The sequence below is a fragment of the Bacteroidales bacterium genome (genome assembly GCA_018334875.1).
In the GTDB taxonomy this organism is placed as follows: Bacteria; Bacteroidota; Bacteroidia; order Bacteroidales; family UBA12077; genus JAGXLC01.
Genome location: JAGXLC010000003.1, coordinates 11,995 through 28,118, shown reverse-complemented (window position 1 = coordinate 28,118; position 16,124 = coordinate 11,995). Strand labels below are relative to the sequence as shown.

The 16,124-nt window shown below is 40.3% G+C and carries 15 protein-coding genes; 9 read left to right on the top strand and 6 right to left on the bottom strand.

Annotated features, from left to right (window positions below):
- Positions 1-28: 28 nt before the first annotated feature.
- Positions 29-994, bottom strand: coding sequence for an ADP-glyceromanno-heptose 6-epimerase (gene rfaD, locus KGY70_00580; protein ID MBS3773658.1), 966 nt, complete (start codon positions 992-994; stop codon positions 29-31).
- Positions 995-1,120: 126 nt separating this feature from the next.
- Here rfaD and KGY70_00575 point away from each other — a divergent pair, with 126 nt between their 5' ends.
- The 3 genes from KGY70_00575 (at position 1,121) to fabD (ending at position 3,147) form a co-directional block, all read left to right on the top strand.
- On the top strand, positions 1,121-1,537 hold the full coding sequence (locus tag KGY70_00575; GenBank protein MBS3773657.1) for a 6-carboxytetrahydropterin synthase: 417 nt from the start codon (positions 1,121-1,123) through the stop codon (positions 1,535-1,537).
- An 11-nt stretch (positions 1,538-1,548) separates the two neighbouring features.
- Positions 1,549-2,187 carry a GTP cyclohydrolase I FolE gene (folE, locus tag KGY70_00570; protein MBS3773656.1) on the top strand — a complete coding sequence of 213 codons (639 nt, stop codon included), beginning with the start codon at positions 1,549-1,551 and terminating at the stop codon, positions 2,185-2,187.
- 87 nt (positions 2,188-2,274) lie between these two features.
- Positions 2,275-3,147, top strand: a complete 873-nt coding sequence (gene fabD / locus KGY70_00565) for an ACP S-malonyltransferase (GenBank protein ID MBS3773655.1) — start codon at positions 2,275-2,277, stop codon at positions 3,145-3,147.
- A 213-nt stretch (positions 3,148-3,360) separates the two neighbouring features.
- On the opposite strand, the gene KGY70_00560 is transcribed toward fabD, so the two are convergent.
- The 5 genes from KGY70_00560 to KGY70_00540 all read right to left on the bottom strand — a co-directional run bounded on the left by KGY70_00560 (position 3,361) and on the right by KGY70_00540 (position 11,070).
- Positions 3,361-3,771, bottom strand: coding sequence for an OsmC family protein (locus KGY70_00560; GenBank protein MBS3773654.1), 411 nt, complete (start codon positions 3,769-3,771; stop codon positions 3,361-3,363).
- A 62-nt stretch (positions 3,772-3,833) separates the two neighbouring features.
- Positions 3,834-6,242, bottom strand: a complete 2,409-nt coding sequence (locus tag KGY70_00555; GenBank protein MBS3773653.1) for a penicillin acylase family protein — start codon at positions 6,240-6,242, stop codon at positions 3,834-3,836.
- 214 nt (positions 6,243-6,456) lie between these two features.
- Positions 6,457-8,592, bottom strand: a complete 2,136-nt coding sequence (locus tag KGY70_00550) for a thioredoxin family protein (protein ID MBS3773652.1) — start codon at positions 8,590-8,592, stop codon at positions 6,457-6,459.
- 186 nt (positions 8,593-8,778) lie between these two features.
- Positions 8,779-10,332 carry an Rne/Rng family ribonuclease gene (locus tag KGY70_00545; GenBank protein MBS3773651.1) on the bottom strand — a complete coding sequence of 518 codons (1,554 nt, stop codon included), beginning with the start codon at positions 10,330-10,332 and terminating at the stop codon, positions 8,779-8,781.
- Positions 10,333-10,782: 450 nt separating this feature from the next.
- Positions 10,783-11,070, bottom strand: a complete 288-nt coding sequence (locus KGY70_00540) for an integration host factor subunit beta (GenBank protein ID MBS3773650.1) — start codon at positions 11,068-11,070, stop codon at positions 10,783-10,785.
- Positions 11,071-11,185: 115 nt separating this feature from the next.
- Here KGY70_00540 and mutY point away from each other — a divergent pair, with 115 nt between their 5' ends.
- From mutY to KGY70_00510, 6 genes are all read left to right on the top strand, one after another.
- Positions 11,186-12,262: an A/G-specific adenine glycosylase gene (gene mutY / locus KGY70_00535; GenBank protein ID MBS3773649.1), complete on the top strand. Its 1,077-nt coding sequence runs from the start codon at positions 11,186-11,188 to the stop codon at positions 12,260-12,262.
- Positions 12,263-12,345: 83 nt separating this feature from the next.
- A complete protein-coding gene (ssb, locus tag KGY70_00530) occupies positions 12,346-12,789 on the top strand; it encodes a single-stranded DNA-binding protein (GenBank protein ID MBS3773648.1) in 444 nt (147 codons plus the stop codon).
- 26 nt (positions 12,790-12,815) lie between these two features.
- Positions 12,816-14,132: a gliding motility-associated protein GldE gene (gldE, locus tag KGY70_00525; protein ID MBS3773647.1), complete on the top strand. Its 1,317-nt coding sequence runs from the start codon at positions 12,816-12,818 to the stop codon at positions 14,130-14,132.
- 18 nt (positions 14,133-14,150) lie between these two features.
- Positions 14,151-14,747 (top strand): gliding motility lipoprotein GldD, encoded by a 597-nt coding sequence (gene gldD / locus KGY70_00520; GenBank protein MBS3773646.1) that lies wholly within the window; start codon positions 14,151-14,153, stop codon positions 14,745-14,747.
- 1 nt (position 14,748) lies between these two features.
- On the top strand, positions 14,749-15,417 hold the full coding sequence (locus KGY70_00515) for a 4'-phosphopantetheinyl transferase superfamily protein (protein ID MBS3773645.1): 669 nt from the start codon (positions 14,749-14,751) through the stop codon (positions 15,415-15,417).
- Positions 15,392-16,123: a geranylgeranylglyceryl/heptaprenylglyceryl phosphate synthase gene (locus KGY70_00510; protein MBS3773644.1), complete on the top strand. Its 732-nt coding sequence runs from the start codon at positions 15,392-15,394 to the stop codon at positions 16,121-16,123. Before KGY70_00515 ends, KGY70_00510 begins: the two co-directional genes overlap by 26 nt.
- The last annotated feature ends 1 nt before the right edge of the window (position 16,124 follow it).

Genomic DNA, 16,124 nt, shown 5'->3' with positions numbered 1-16,124 from the left:
ATGACCGGCAGAAAAATAGCATGGAAAACTAACGATAACTCCCGGGGATCAGATAATTCCGGACATAATCATAAATACCGGCTTCCAGTGAATGGAATGGCTCACGGTATCCTGCCGAACGAAGCTTTTGCATCTCAGCCTCCGTAAAGTACTGGTATTTGTCTCTAATATCTTCAGGTGTATCAATATATACAATATGCTCTTGCTTTCCCATAGCATAAAATACGTTTCTGGCAAGATCATTGAATGTTCTTGCCTGACCGGTGCCCAAATTATAGATGCCACTGTCAATTTCTTTTTCCATAAGGAAAAACAACACGTCCACCACATCCTTCACATAGATAAAATCCCGTAATTGTTCACCGTTACGGTAATCGGACCGGTGGGACCGAAACAGTTTCATCTTTCCTGTCTGGCTTATCTGATTAAAAGCATGAAATACTACAGAAGCCATGCGTCCTTTATGATACTCGTTGGGTCCGTATACATTAAAAAACTTGATCCCTGCCCAGTATGGAGGATTGTCAGACTGCTGCAACACCCATTTATCGAACTCATTTTTCGACTCGCCATACAGATTCAAAGGTTCCAGGTTATAAACCAAATGATGATCATCTTTGTACCCATTTTCTCCCCCGCCATAGGTAGCTGCAGAAGAAGCATAAATCAAAGCAATATTAAAAGTGCTGCAAAGGTCCCATATCTCTTTGGAATAATTCAGGTTAAGGCGATCAAAAACGCTTTTATCCGTTTCCGTGGTATCGGTACGTGCCCCCAGATGGAAAACAGCATCCATCTCCCGGCCATTGTTTTGCAACCAATTGAGGAAGTCATCCCTATGGATGTGTTGAATATAATCTTTACCCAGCAGGTTTTTGTTTTTATCCTCCCTGGAAAATTCATCTACAACAATAATATCGGAGTATCCTTTCTCGCTAAGCTTAGCTACCATATTGCTGCCAATAAAACCTGCTGCTCCTGTGACTGCAATCATAAAAACATTTTTAGTTATGAGGGTGACGAAGATAATAAAACAAAAACATTATTTATGGGTATATGATATATCAGGATTTTTTTTATTTGAAAACTATATTACTAATTTTACAAAATTTGATGTTTTATGGAAGCTCTGGTTACCCGACGAGAACGATTCAGTGCAGCACATCGCCTTTTTCGCAAAGAATGGGACGATGAAACCAACAAACAAGTATTCGGTCTTTGTTCCAATCCCAACTGGCACGGCCACAATTATGAACTTTTTGTAACGGTTAAGGGAGAAATCAACCCTGAAACCGGTTTTGTAGTGAATATCAAAGAGCTGAGCAAAATCATCAGGGAATATGTAATCGATAAAATTGACCACAAAAACATGAATACAGAGGTTGATTTTATGACAGGATGGATGGCTTCTACTGAGAATCTGGCGGTAGCCATATGGAAAGAACTGAAAGATCCGGTCAACAGGCTGGGAATAAATCTTCACTGCATAAAAGTAAAGGAGACAGAAAACAATTTTGTTGAATATTATGGGAAATAAATTTAAAAATTATGGAAATCGTTAACAATGGTTTTGGATCAGTAAACAATAGTGGTTACTCCCTTATTGAGAATTGGGATGATGAAAAAACCCAAAAACTTGCCGAACATTATAAAGAAATTTTAAAGTTGCTGGGAGAAAACCCTGAGCGGGAAGGATTGGTTGATACCCCCGTACGCGTAGCAAAAGCCATGCAATTCCTCAATAAGGGTCAGAATATTGATCCGCGGGAAATCATAAGATCGGCAAAATTTCAGGAAGATTATCAGGAGATGGTCATTGTAAAAGACATAGAACTTTATTCCATGTGTGAGCACCATATGATCCCATTTTATGGAAAAGCACATGTAGCCTATATTCCTGAAAAATACATCACCGGCCTGAGTAAAATAGCTCATGTAGTGGAAGCTTTTGCAAGAAGGTTGCAGTTACAGGAAAGACTTACCATGCAGATAAGGGACTGCATCCAGGAAACTTTGATGCCACAAGGGGTAGCCGTGGTCATTGAGGCGCATCATATGTGTATGCAAATGCGGGGAGTGCAAAAACAAAATTCGGTCACCACGACCTCTGCATTCACAGGTATTTTCCTGAAAGACACCAAAACCAGGGAAGAATTCACCCATATCATTGGTTCCGAATTACATTAACCATGTATCCGGAAGGTTTGATACAAAATATAAATTTGATTATTTTCGGCGACATAATTAGAAATAACCGTAAAACATATTGATTATATGAAAGCATACGTATTTCCGGGCCAGGGAGCCCAATATTCAGGAATGGGCAAAGACCTTTATGAAAACAGTAGTATAGGAAAGGAGCTTTTTGAAAAAGCCAACGAAATCCTCGGCTTCAAAATTACGGATGTTATGTTTGAAGGCACCGATGAAGAGCTCAAGCAAACCGAAGTAACCCAGCCGGCAATCTTCCTGCATTCGGTTATCCTGGCCAAAACACTGGATAACTTCCAGCCCGATATGGTAGCAGGCCATTCACTGGGTGAATTTTCAGCACTGGTTGCCAATGGAGCACTTTCTTTTGAAGACGGACTGCGGTTGGTATCCAAACGGGCATCCGCTATGCAAAAAGCCTGTGAAGCAGAACCCTCAACTATGGCTGCCATTATGGGCCTGAAGGATGAAACGGTAGAAGAAGTTTGTAATCAAATTGACGAGGTTTTGGTTCCGGCCAATTACAACAGCCCCGGACAAGTAGTCATTTCCGGCTCCCTTCAAGGTATTGATCAGGCTGTTGACAAATTACAGGAAGAGGGAGCCAAAAAAGCCATAAAATTAAAAGTTGGAGGTGCTTTTCATTCTCCGTTGATGGAACCCGCCAAGAAAGAATTAGAAACAGCCATCAATGAAACAAACTTCAATAAACCGTTATGCCCTGTATATCAGAATGCTACTGCTTCTCCCTCGGATGAACCGGAGGTTATCAAGGAAAACCTGGTCAAACAGCTTACTTCACCTGTAAAATGGACACAAACCGTAAAAAAAATGATTCAGGACGGAGCAGAATCGTTTACGGAAGTGGGACCCGGAAAGGTGTTGCAGGGGCTGATTAAGAAAGTTGATCGCAGGATACCCACACAAAGTGCTTAATTAATGTTTGTCCACAAAGTCAAGGAGATTTGAAAGAGTCTCGTCTGGAATGTTCGCTGGCAAGGCTTGCGAGTTTTGAATGTTAAATGTAGAGACGTACGGCCGTACGTCTCTACCAGATGTAATTGACTGGCATGAAAAACGAGCGTAACGCAGCCAGCGGATATTATAGACAGACACTAATTAAAATATCCTGCCGGACTTATAGATGGTTCAATCCTTAAATTTAAGCGTAATGTTCTGCTCAATCTCGGGACTCAGGCTACGGGGTACCGGACTGGCATGAACAAGCTCCCTTAACAGGTCCTTTTGTTCATCGGTCAGGTCGTGGTTCGTAAAGTCATATTCTATTTGTATTTCTTTGATCCGGCGGGGATCATCGCGCATCACCTTATTGGTCGTTGCCGTGGCACCCTCAATGCTAAAACCATTTTCTTTGGCTTTAATTCCCATGATCGTAAAAATGCAACTGCAAAGGGCGGAAGAAACCATGTCCGTGGGAGAATAATACTCCCCTTTGCCTTTGTTATCAACCGGTGCGTCCGTGGTAATCCGCTCCCCATTTCTTTCATGAACAATCTCCGTTCTCAAACCTCCGAAATAAGTTGTTTTATAAGTTTCCATAATTTATGCGTTTTCCATGTTATTATATAATTCAAACAAGTCGAATATATTCATTTGGATAATCACTTCCCCTTTATCGTCATGTGATACCGGGCATTGCTCCTCACTTTTTCCTTACTGAAAAGTTCCCGATAATATTCCCGGTTAATATAGGTATTGGTTTGATCACAGTAATGGAAACTTGCAGGTATCCCTGACGTACCTGTTGGTATAACCGTACGGGAGCGGTTCCAGTCGGCAATGGAATATACATGCCGGTGAGAAGCCCCATGATTGGTATTGAATACATCGGTAAAAGGATAACTGTAAACACAAACTGTATGAAAGCTGCCACCTGTTTCAAAAGGACCGCGGTTCATGTTGAATACCAAATCCAGAACAGGTACTTCTCCGCCTACAGGATGCTTAAGCATTAACGGATGAATCTCACCCCACCTCCAATCACCGGGGGTGTCTCCCAATTCCTCTGTAAGCTTTTTTATAGATTCCTGAAAGCTTTTTTGAACAATTTGACCAAAGGATTCTTTAATATCCTGGGTGTTCACATCATCACACCATTGGGAATCCTGATTGTTCCAAATATTCTTCATGAGATTCCTTACAAGAATTTTACTTGTTATATATTCTTTATAGAGCGCTTCACCCAACTCATCCTTAATAAGGTTCTTCACGAAAGTAATATAAAACTGTTCAAAAATTGCAGCGCCGGCACTGTTTTTGGAATAGTGTCCGTTCCATTTGTCTAATAATTCAATGGCCTCTTCCAACTCGCCGGATGCTTCGTTTATATTCCTGGCATGTTTCAGAATTTCCTCTTTATATTGGGGCACCATCAATGAATGATAATCGGTCTGGATCTCCATAAAATCCCGCACCGATAATTTCTTTCGGGATTGAAGTTGTTGTTCTATACGATTGATGCGTGGGGCAAGATCAAACCAATGACTAAAATGATGGGGATATTCCGAACCCACCGTTTTATTATTGGCAGATGCGACAAAACCCTTATCAGGATTGTAGATATGGGGAAGATCCCCGAAGGGCACCAATCCCTTCCAATCGTATTGATCTGTTTCACCGGGATAAATTCCAGGCCCGGAAGAGTCTCTCACCGGTACCCCGGCACAGCAATACAGACCTATATTTCCCTGTACATCAGCATACGCTATATTCTGACTGATGGAGCTAAAAGTTCGAAGGGCGTCTTTAAACTCAGTCCAGTTGGATGCGCGATTGAGATAATAGACTGAACGGAGCTCATTGCTGTATTCATTGCCTACCCACCGCATAGAGATGGTTTCTTCATCCACTTCCTTAAATCCGGAAACAACCGGTCCTCGGTGGGTATATCGGATCGTTTTTTTCACGGGATCGCCGCCCTTAACTTCAATCGTTTCTTCCTTAACTTTTAGTTTTCTCCATTTTCCATTGAATAAGTATTCACAGGAATCTTCAGGATTGATGGTTTCCCTGTAAAAATCCATATCATCAAGCATCACATTGGTCATTCCCCATGCAATGGAATCATTATGCCCGGAAATAATCATGGGTTGTCCGGGAAGGGCTACGCCGGAAACATCCATCTTGCCTTCCACCACTTGATGCATCTGATACCAGATACCGGGAGAAAACAAACCCAAGTGCATATCATTGGCCAGCAAAGGCTTTTCGGTTTTACTTTTTGCGGCAGACACCGCCCAGTTGTTGCTGCCTGTGAATATTTTAAGCCCCATATTTTCCAGCTCGCCATTTAAATGTATAAGCCTGCTCAATCCCTCATAATCCTCATCTGCACTACTATACCCGGGGTACACACGGGTTCTCTGTTCTTCAGTTTTGGGAATCAAAAGCTCATACTTCTCCCTGGTTACCTCTTTGGCTATCTTATGCAGTATAATTTCCGACTCCCAGGCAGGAGTTAAGTCCCATGCCATATAACCAATGAGATTTACCGTATGGATTGGCTTCCATTTCTCCGGTTTATAGCCAAGAATGGCAAACTCCGGAGGGAGCTGACCGGAATGGGTGTTTATATATTCATTTACCCCACTGGAAAAGGCCTGTAAAGCAGTACGAATTTTCTCATCGGATCGCGCCAATACCTTCTTTGATTTTTGGGGAATTCGAAGGGATCGCATCAGGTGGTCGTTCTCCACCATTTGTTCTCCGAAAATTTCAGAAAGCCTTCCCTGTGTTACACGGCGCAACAAGTCCATCTGCCAGAGGCGATCCTGGGCCATCAGATAGCCAACGGCAGTGTACAGATCTTTTTCCGTCTGCGCATAAATATGGGGGATGGCCAGGCTGTCCCTGTAAACCTCTACCTCCTGCTCAACACCTTCTATTTCTATATCATCATTATAATCAGGAAGGGCCCTGTGGGCAATTTTATGAACGTAGAGGCCTCCGGCAATAATTGCAAGTACCAGAGCAATGGCAAAAATGACTAAAATTCGGCGGAATATTCTCATGGCATAGGAGGATTAAGGGGACATAATTTTTAGCTAATATAGGGAAATGTGAAATATTTACAAAAATGGCTTACAAAATGTAATAGAATACGCTCCTTTCTATATCCACTAAACGCTAACAACCAACACGATATGAAATATACCAGTTCAACATTAAAAAAGCCGGAACCTAAGGTGCCGGCTTAATTAACCCGAATCATTTCACAAATCATTCTTATTTATTTTCTTTAAACTTCTTCAACCCCTGATCCAGCCATTCGGTAAATTCCTGGGGTTTTGTAGTATAATCAAAGGATTCTCCCACAGGTTTGCCTTCCGGTGTCAGCACTCGGTAATAAGGCTGGGTATTCACTCCAAAACGGTCAATCGCAATGGCCATATTTTTCCTTCCCAGTGTCTTTTTGACTTTTCCGTCATACTCTGCTTCCATCCACTCGGATTGGGGCAGTGTTTTTCTGTCATCAACATAAAGGGCGATCAATACATAATCCTCATTAAGCCTTTTTCTCACAGCCGGATCAGGCCATACTTCAGCCTGCATTTTTTTGCAATTGCTGCAAGAATGACCGGTAAAGTAAATCAATGCAGGCTTATTAAGATTTTCTGCACATTCCATTCCCTGCTCATATTGAAAATAACCCTTGATGTTATAGGGCAGATTAAGAAAATCTGCGTATTTAGGATCTTCACACATGGTTTCACTGGCATCTGCGGAAGAACCGGTAGCTGAAGCCACTGATGTCATGTCAAATTTCTGTGCTGAGGCCGGGGGCAATAATCCAGAAATAGAGCTTAAATTTGCTCCAAACAAACCGGGGACCAAATAAATGGCGAATGAAAATGATGCGATGGCTAATAAAAGCCTGAAAACGGAAATATTCTTCATATCGCTGTCATTGGGCAGTTTGATTTTTCCAAGCAGATAGAGCCCCAACAGGCCGAAAATGGCAATCCATATAGATAAGTAAAGATCTCTGCTTATGATGCCCAGGTGATAATTCTGATCAATATTAGAAAGAAATTTAAATGCAAATGCCAAAATAATGAAGGCGAATACGACTTTTATAGCATTCATCCAACCGCCGGATTTGGGCAAATTTTTGAGCCACCCGGGAAAAATGGCCAGCATAGTGAAAGGCAAGCCAAAACCCAGTGCAAATCCGAACATACCAACGGTAGGCTCTACTACATTTCCACCTACAGCTTTAACAAGAAGGGCACCCACTATTGGTCCTGTACAGGAAAAAGAAACAATCACCAGGGTTAAAGCCATAAAAAAGGAAGCCAGAAATCCTCCTTTATCAACTTGTTTATCTGCTTTATTTGCCAGTCCGGAAGGCAACACAATTTCAAACAAACCGAAGAAAGAAGCTGCAAAAGTAAGGAATAACAAAAAGAATATCAGGTTGGGAATCCAGTGGGTTCCAAGTACAGAGGTAAAATCTGCGCCGGCACTGGTCAGGGACACGATAATTCCTACACTTGTGTAAAGAATAATGATGGATAATCCGAAGATTAAAGCCTTAATTACCCCGCTAAACCTGCTTTTTGATTCCTGCATAAAAAAGGAAACCGTCATGGGAATCATAGGAAAAACACAAGGCGTAAGAATACCTGCCAGTCCGAATACTAACGAAAGCAAAAAGAAACCCAATAAGGATCTGTCACTGCCCAGACCCTGAGAGCTCACCTGGCTTTCTGCAGGTTGGGATACGGTTTTTTCATCCGGTTTCGCCGAATCGTCATCTGCTTCTACTATATCGTCTGTTATCCCTGTTCCCGTTGTTTGAGTGGTATCAGACGGTTTTGCCTCAGCCTGTTCACTTACGGTTTCAGTTTCTGAAGATTCTGAAGATTCCTGAACCGGCTGTTCTTCCGGTTGCTGAGAAGCCTGCTCACTGCCAGGTACTTTGAACGTAAAATCAGGATTAAAGTACACACATTTCTCATCCTGGCAAACCTGATATTCAATATTTCCGTTAATCTCAAACGGGTCCTGAGTCTGAAGTTCAATTCTTTGTGTAAACGTAGCTTCATCACTAAAGTATTTAACCTGAACTCCAAACAACTCATCGACTTCCGACTCCGGTTCGGGACTTTCCTGTGTTTCCCCCACCAATTTAAAGTGGGGAGATTCATCAAAGTTAAAAGATGTCCGGATGGGACCTCCCTCAGGGAAATTCTGGGAATATAAATGCCACTCGGAATCGATATCCGCTTTGAATATTAACAAAGCGGTATTGTTGTCCTCCCTTTGCACCTCATATTCCCACTCGACCGGGTTGACCACCTGGGCTGGTGTAGGTATTGCCAATAAAGAAATCAGCAGGGTGAATAGTATACGTTTCATAATCAACAAGCTCATTAATCAATTAAAAATACGGCAAAGATATGCCAATTCTCGTTTAACAACAAATATCGATATATGTTTACTGGTGGATGTTTATATAATGAGAGGTAAGTTAATTAGTGCCTTACCGGCCAAATTCTTGTTTTTTTGGCAAAACTTGCCCGGTAAGGGGCTGTGGCAAGGGAATTAATTCTCCTTTATCGGCTCTTTACTACTGGAAAAAAAGTTGTAATGAAGGAAGTCGTAAGCATCTGAGCCTTTAATCCTGAGCCAAATCTTGTATCTTAACTGCCATTTCCATCTAATGGAAGGGAATCCATACTTCAGATATCCGGTAATATAGGGATGGGTTTTAAGGGTTAATCGTCTATACCCAAGATCTCTCACAAGGAATTTCAAATAATTCTCAATTTCATCTACCAACAAAATAGCCGGACGAGTTTCTCCACTTCCTTTGCAGGTTGGGCATTTTTCAACGGTTTGAATGTTCATTTCGGGCCGTACTCTCTGGCGCGTAATCTGCAAGAGCCCAAATTTCGTAAGGGGCAGAATACTGTGTTTGGTCCTGTCGGCCTTCATCTCCTCTTTCATCGTTTCATAAAGTTTCTGCTTGTGCTCCTGTTTATTCATATCGATGAAGTCGACCACAATAATGCCACCTATATCCCTTAGCCGAAGCTGCCTGGCAATTTCTTTAGCAGCAGCCAGATTAACCTTAAGTGCGTTGGTTTCCTGATCTTCGCCAAGCTTGGAGCGATTGCCGCTGTTTACATCGATGGTATGCAATGCTTCGGTATGTTCAATAATCAGATAAGCTCCATTTTTGAAAGAAACGGTACGGCCAAACAAAGCCTTGATCTGCTTGGAAACCCCAAATTGATCAAATATGGGGTTGGGACCGTCGTAAAGTTTGACAATTCCCTTTTTTTCCGGAGCGATGGTACCGATATATTCCTTAATCTCATGATAAAACGTAGGATCATTGACATAAATATTTGAGAAGGAGACATTTAAAAGATCCCTCAATAAGGCAGAAGTTCGGTCAAGTTCACTCAAAACCAGTTTGGGCACGGTAGCAGTACTGAGTTGAGAAAAAGCCGCCTCCCATTTTTTCACAAGACCCTTGAGCTCCCTGTCGAGTGTAGCTACTTTTTTCCCTTCAGCGACGGTACGAATGATCACCCCGTAATTTTTGGGTTTGATGCTTTTAATCAAGCGCTTTAAACGCTTCCGTTCGTCTGAAGAAGCGATCTTCTGAGAAATGGATATCTTATCAGAAAAAGGTATTAACACCAGGTTACGGCCTGCAATAGAGATTTCTGACGTTAATCTCGGCCCTTTTGTAGATATGGGCTCTTTGGCAATCTGAACCAGGATAGTCTGTCCCGAAGAGAGCACATTTGAAATTTTGCCATTTTTGTCAATATCAGGCTCCATTTTCATCCGTTGCAAGGGCGGAACTTTATTCTTCCTGGAAAATGAAGTTTTAAGATACTTATCCAGTGACCGGAACTGAGGTCCCAAATCCAAATAATGCAGAAAAGCATCCCGGGAATAACCAACGTCCACAAATGCAGCATTAAGCCCGGGAATAATTCGTTTGACCTTACCCAGATAAATATCTCCTACTGCAAATTTGGGATTTCGTCTTTCTTTATTTAATTCAACTAATTGTTTATTCTCGAGCAGTGCTATTACGATCTCCTTGGAAGTAACATCAATAATTAACTCTGAACTCACAACACTTCTCCCACCTTTACTAAACAACAACAAAAAGTTAAACCTAATTTGGACAAGCCAAAACCAAGCAGGATGCTTTCAAGGAATTTAATGTGTTTCCGTTTTGGCTTTTCCAAATTAGTAAGCAAAATTTATGAGGCATAATTATATAAGGGTTATGATCTTTTTCAGATATTTTTATTTTTGAAAATTGCCTCATAAATTTTGCCACAGTACCTTACCGGCCAAGTTTTGCCAAAAAAAAGCAAAAATTTAACCGGTAAGGTACTAAAGAAGCATACGCTCCAATAGGTTTAACTTCAATTATCTCAAAATACTTATTTCTTCTTTTTATGTCTGTTCTTTCTTAAACGCTTCTTGCGCTTATGAGTAGACATCTTATGTCTCTTCCTTTTCTTTCCGCTTGGCATAAGCAATTTCTTTTAATGGATTCTTTTTACCTTTATTAGTCTATGCTTTAACGTTTTCTTTTACCTTACTGACAAACTTTTTAGAAGGTCGGAAAGCAGGAATATAATGCTCAGGAATAACAATGGTGGTATTCTTTGAAATATTCCTGGCTTTTTTCTGAGCCCGCTTTTTAACGATAAAACTACCAAAGCCTCTCAGATACACATTTTGATTGCTGACCAGAGACTCTTTAACTGTTTCCATGAACGCTTCAACTGTTTTTTGAACAGTTACCTTTTCAATACCAGTCTTCTTTGAAATTTCGTTTACAATATCTGCTTTTGTCATTTTCCAAAAAATTTAATTTCCAATATTTTACAATAGTTTAAAAATGTTGGATGCAAATATAAAGCATTTATTTTTATTAAAGAAATCCTTTTATGTTAAATTTGATAAATTTATTATTTTAAAATACTCTATATCAACAATCATGAACATTAGCGCCGTTTTAACTAACTGGTATAAAATTCATAAAAGGGAACTTCCCTGGCGAAATACAAAAGATCCATATTTCATTTGGATTTCTGAAATCATCCTGCAACAAACAAGAGTAAATCAGGGCATGGAGTATTATCTGGAATTCATCCGACGGTTCCCGGATATTCACTCTCTTGCCACATCCTCCCTTGATGAAGTATTAAAAGCCTGGCAGGGACTGGGATATTATACCAGAGCCAGGAACCTACATGCCACGGCCCAATATATATATTATCAAATGGATGGCAGATTTCCTGAAAATTATGAAGAACTGATCCGGCTTAAGGGAATAGGAGATTATACGGCTTCCGCCATTGCCTCCTTTGCATTCGGAAAGCCGGTGGCTGTTGTGGACGGTAACGTTCAGCGCGTAATCTCCAGAATAAGCGGCATCTCCACACCCGTGAACACTACCAGGGGCAAAAAGCAAATCAAAAAAGAAGCCGAAAAGTTACTGCCTTCCCAAAATACGGAACTTCACAACCAAGCCATGATTGAATTTGGGGCAATCCAGTGCATTCCTCGTAATCCCGAATGCATAAACTGTCCCCTGAATCAAATATGTTATGCCTTTCATCATAACATAGTAGAAGAATTACCGGGAAAAAGAAAAAACAAAAAGAAACGTCTCCGATATTTTTATTATTTAACCATCCAGAAGAATGGGCATCTCTTTTTCCAAAAAAGGGCAGAGAATGACATTTGGAATTCACTTTACCAATTCCCTTTGATTGAATCAGACAGAGAGCTAAAAATGCAAGAGATAACCGATTCAAAGGAGTGGGAAGAAATTTTTAAGAACCTTACCCCCAGTATAAAAAAAATCTCCAATACCTATACCCACTTACTTACCCACCAGAAAATTTATGCCTGCTTTGTTGAAATCGAAATTTCCTCTGCCAACAACTTCCTCCTCAACAATTACACATTGATAGAGAGGAACAAAATACAAAATTTGGCTGTGCCGCGACTGATTGAAAAATATCTTGAAGAAAAAATATGAAAAAATAGTTTAAAAAAGATTTGTATATAAATAAAAATTTATAACTTTACGGTAAATTAACCAAACTTTTAAAATTTTGAATTATGGGACTTAGCAGAGGAGTTAACAAAGTAATTCTTATCGGGAACGTAGGGAAGGACCCCGAAGTGAAACATCTGGACAACGGTATGGTCATCGCCAACTTTCCCCTGGCTACCAGCGAAACTTACAAAAACAAGAACAATGAAAAAGTGACCAGTACAGAATGGCACAACGTTGTTCTGTTCAAAAGTCAGGCTGAAGTAGTTGAAAAGTATGTAAACAAGGGTGATGCCCTTTTTATTGAAGGAAGGATCAGAACCCGTTCCTGGGAGGACAAAGAAGGTAACAAGCGTTACATGACCGAAATCATCGGTAACAACATGCAAATGCTTGGCGGAGGCAAGAAGAGTGAGGATACATCTGTATCTCAGAGCAACGGGGTTAGTGAATCTGAAGGTGCCGGTGCCGGCAGTATACCCGATGATGAAGATGATCTTCCATTCTAGATCCTGAAAAAGTTTGAAGGTCGACTTTGGATACAATTGAGCCATTTTTATGCATATTGAATATAAATTCCCTGGTGAGTTTTAGCACTTTTCAAGGGAATGGTGTTGGTTTACTGGCATTGAGTTTGTTTTTTCTGGTCCTCCTCTCTTTTGTTTCAGGGGGGGAGGATGCTATATTTGCTATTATCCCCAATAAGCTGAAAGAATTAAAAAAGTATCCCGATACCCAAAATACCCTCCTGGTAAAATTATTGGAATCTCCCCAGATCCTTAAGGCTTCAATACTTATATTGAAAAATATACTGTATATTGCCATATTCATTTGTTTAAGTTATACCCTGCATAGTTTTATAATAATAGAACAGTATTCGGTAGGTATCTTTTTACTTCAACTGGCAGTAATATTGGTATTAATACTTCTTTTCAGAGATGTATTGGTTAAAGTCATTGTTCCGCACAACCATTTCCAGTTTGGCAGAATAATGGCCTCTCCTTTCAATATCATCCACAAGTTATTTTATCCGCTGAGCAATTATCTGGTGAATTCAACCTCGGTGATAACCAAAAAATTATTAAAAAGAAGAAGGTTAACCATCGATGAATTATCTGATGCTTTAAATCTGTCTTCCAACGAAATTCAGGAAGATAAAAATATTCTAAAAGGCATCATCAAGTTTGGCAACATCGATGCCAAAGAAATCATGAAATCCCGTATTGATGTGGTTGCCGTAGATATCTCTACAGAATTTAAAGAATTGATGAATATCATTATCGATTCCGGTCACACCAGAATACCCGTCTATGAGGATAGCTTCGACAACGTCAAAGGCATCCTATACATAAAAGACCTTTTGCCTTATATAAACAACAAAGAAGAATTTCAATGGCAAAAGTTGATCAGACCTCCATACTTTATACCTGAAACCAAGAAGATCAATGGCCTGTTAAAGGATTTTCAGGACAACAAAATCCATATGGCCATTGTTATCGATGAATATGGGGGGACTTATGGAATTGTTACCCTGGAGGATATTTTGGAAGAAATTGTTGGGGAAATTGCCGATGAATCGGATACCGATGAAATGTTTTATTCCAAAATCGATAACAATACCTTTATATTTGAAGGCAAAACCCTGTTGAATGATTTTTATAAAATACTTAATCTGAATGATGAGTTTTTTAAGGAGGTCAAAGGGGATGCGGATACCATTGCAGGCATTATCCTTGAGATGAAAGGGGAAATACCCCGGAAAAACGAAGTAATAAGATTCAAAAATCTGACATTCAAAGTTGAATCTTCAGACAGAAGACGAATCAAAAAAGTAAAAGTAATTATTGAATAAGTAAACCTAAACATGCAAATGCAGCGCAATTCAGCCATTTTTACCATATTACTTGTAATTGCTGTGTTAATCTTCGGAAACTGCAGAAACAAAAGCCAAACCACCCCTCGTCCCCGGGGATATTTTAGGATTGATCTGCCGGAAAAAAAGTATCAATCCCTTCAGATCAACTGTTCCTATACATTCGAGTATCCTGTTTATTCGGAAATATTAAGAGATCCGGGAGGAACCGGTCAGGATTGCTGGCTAAACATCCATTACCCGGAGTTTAACGGTGACATCCATATCAGTTATAAACGCATAGAAAACAATTTCAAAAGCTATGCAGAAGATGCAAGAGATTTGGCATACAAACACACCATAAAAGCCGAAGCCATTGAAGAGGAACGATACACGGATAAAAACCGGGAAGTATACGGTATATTTTACAATTTAGAAGGTAACGTTGCCTCTCCTGCCCAATTCTTTGTGACCGACAGCACCAAAAATTTCCTGAGGGGATCATTGTACTTCAGAACCGAACCCAACAAGGATTCCCTTGCCCCGGTAATACAATTTGTTAAGAAGGACATGAGACATCTGATTGAAACCCTGCAATGGAAAAAACAAAGATAATATGGGAATTGTGATTGACAAACAAGTCAACACACATTGCAAATTAGGTGTTTGGCAAATCACCGAGGAGTACAGTGACCTATTTTCCCGAGTTGATCTTGATCAAAATGATTATGAAACCTTACTGGCCTTCAGAAATCAGAAAAGAAAACTGGAATGGCTAAGCATCAGGGTATTGCTGGACACATTGACAAATAAAAAAAATAAAATCCTGTACAATGGTAACAGAAGGCCCTATTTGTCCGACAGATCGTATAACATAAGCATATCGCACTCTGACCGCTATGCAACCATTCTTATATGCAAAGACAAACATGTTGGAATTGATATAGAAAAAATGCGGCCAATAATCGGAAATATTGCCACTAAATTTTTAAAAGAAAAAGAATTAAAACAGATAGATCATTCCCAAAAAATCTACCATTTATATTTACATTGGTGTGCAAAGGAAGCACTTTATAAAATATGCGACAGAAAAAGAATGAGCCTGAAAAACAACATTACCATAGAACCATTTATTCCTGATGAGAGCGGTATCATGCATGGCAACGTACATTATAAAGACATCAGTGACCGGTTCAAATTGAATTATTTTTCCATAAACAATTATTCCGTGGTTTGGTGTCGCAAAGAGTCACTTAACGATGATTTACAACACAATTATTCATAATTACAAAAAGCGAAAACTTTTTTCCCTGCATATTGATCCGGAGAAATACGATCATTACAGTCTGGATCACGTTATCAAACTGGCCAATGATGTAAAAGTAGATTTTATTCTGACAGGCGGAAGCTTATTAAGCGATACACTGGACCATACCATAAAAACAATCAAAAGTTCTACAGATATCCCCATTGTATTATTTCCGGGAAATTTGATGCAGATATCCCACCATGCGGACGGGATACTTTTTCTTTCGCTCATATCGGGGAGGAATCCCGACTTGTTAATAGGAAATCATGTATTGGCGGCAAATATGTTGAAAAAAAGCAGTCTCGAAGTGATTCCTACGGGATATATTCTAATAAACGGAGGCAAAACATCCTCTGTGGAATACATCAGCAATACCAAACCCATACCTGAAGACAAACCGGAGATAATAAGCTCCACGGCCATGGCGGGAGAATTGCTCGGCCACCGTCTGATCTATCTCGAATCCGGTAGCGGAGCCAGTCAACCGGTTTATTCGGAGGTCATAAAACATGTTAAAGAGCATGTCAACCTGCCACTGATTGTGGGAGGCGGTCTGAAAACCCCGGAAGATGTGCAAAGGGTTTGCCGTGCAGGGGCCGATATGGTCGTGGTAGGCAACGCCATTGAAATAAATCCCGAAAGCCTTAAATCCATGGCTTCGGTCATTAAAGAAGAACTTTAAC

Bases quoted from the DNA above. Each gene is read 5' to 3' on its own strand.
- rfaD (MBS3773658.1), bottom strand. From the start codon at position 994: ATGATTGCAGTCACAGGAGCAGCAGGTTTTATTGGCAGCAATATGGTA.
- KGY70_00575 (MBS3773657.1), top strand. From the start codon at position 1,121: ATGGAAGCTCTGGTTACCCGACGAGAACGATTCAGTGCAGCACATCGC.
- folE (MBS3773656.1), top strand. From the start codon at position 1,549: ATGGAAATCGTTAACAATGGTTTTGGATCAGTAAACAATAGTGGTTAC.
- fabD (MBS3773655.1), top strand. From the start codon at position 2,275: ATGAAAGCATACGTATTTCCGGGCCAGGGAGCCCAATATTCAGGAATG.
- KGY70_00560 (MBS3773654.1), bottom strand. From the start codon at position 3,771: ATGGAAACTTATAAAACAACTTATTTCGGAGGTTTGAGAACGGAGATT.
- KGY70_00555 (MBS3773653.1), bottom strand. From the start codon at position 6,242: ATGAGAATATTCCGCCGAATTTTAGTCATTTTTGCCATTGCTCTGGTA.
- KGY70_00550 (MBS3773652.1), bottom strand. From the start codon at position 8,592: ATGAAACGTATACTATTCACCCTGCTGATTTCTTTATTGGCAATACCT.
- KGY70_00540 (MBS3773650.1), bottom strand. From the start codon at position 11,070: ATGACAAAAGCAGATATTGTAAACGAAATTTCAAAGAAGACTGGTATT.
- ssb (MBS3773648.1), top strand. From the start codon at position 12,346: ATGGGACTTAGCAGAGGAGTTAACAAAGTAATTCTTATCGGGAACGTA.
- gldD (MBS3773646.1), top strand. From the start codon at position 14,151: ATGCAGCGCAATTCAGCCATTTTTACCATATTACTTGTAATTGCTGTG.
- KGY70_00515 (MBS3773645.1), top strand. From the start codon at position 14,749: ATGGGAATTGTGATTGACAAACAAGTCAACACACATTGCAAATTAGGT.
- KGY70_00510 (MBS3773644.1), top strand. From the start codon at position 15,392: ATGATTTACAACACAATTATTCATAATTACAAAAAGCGAAAACTTTTT.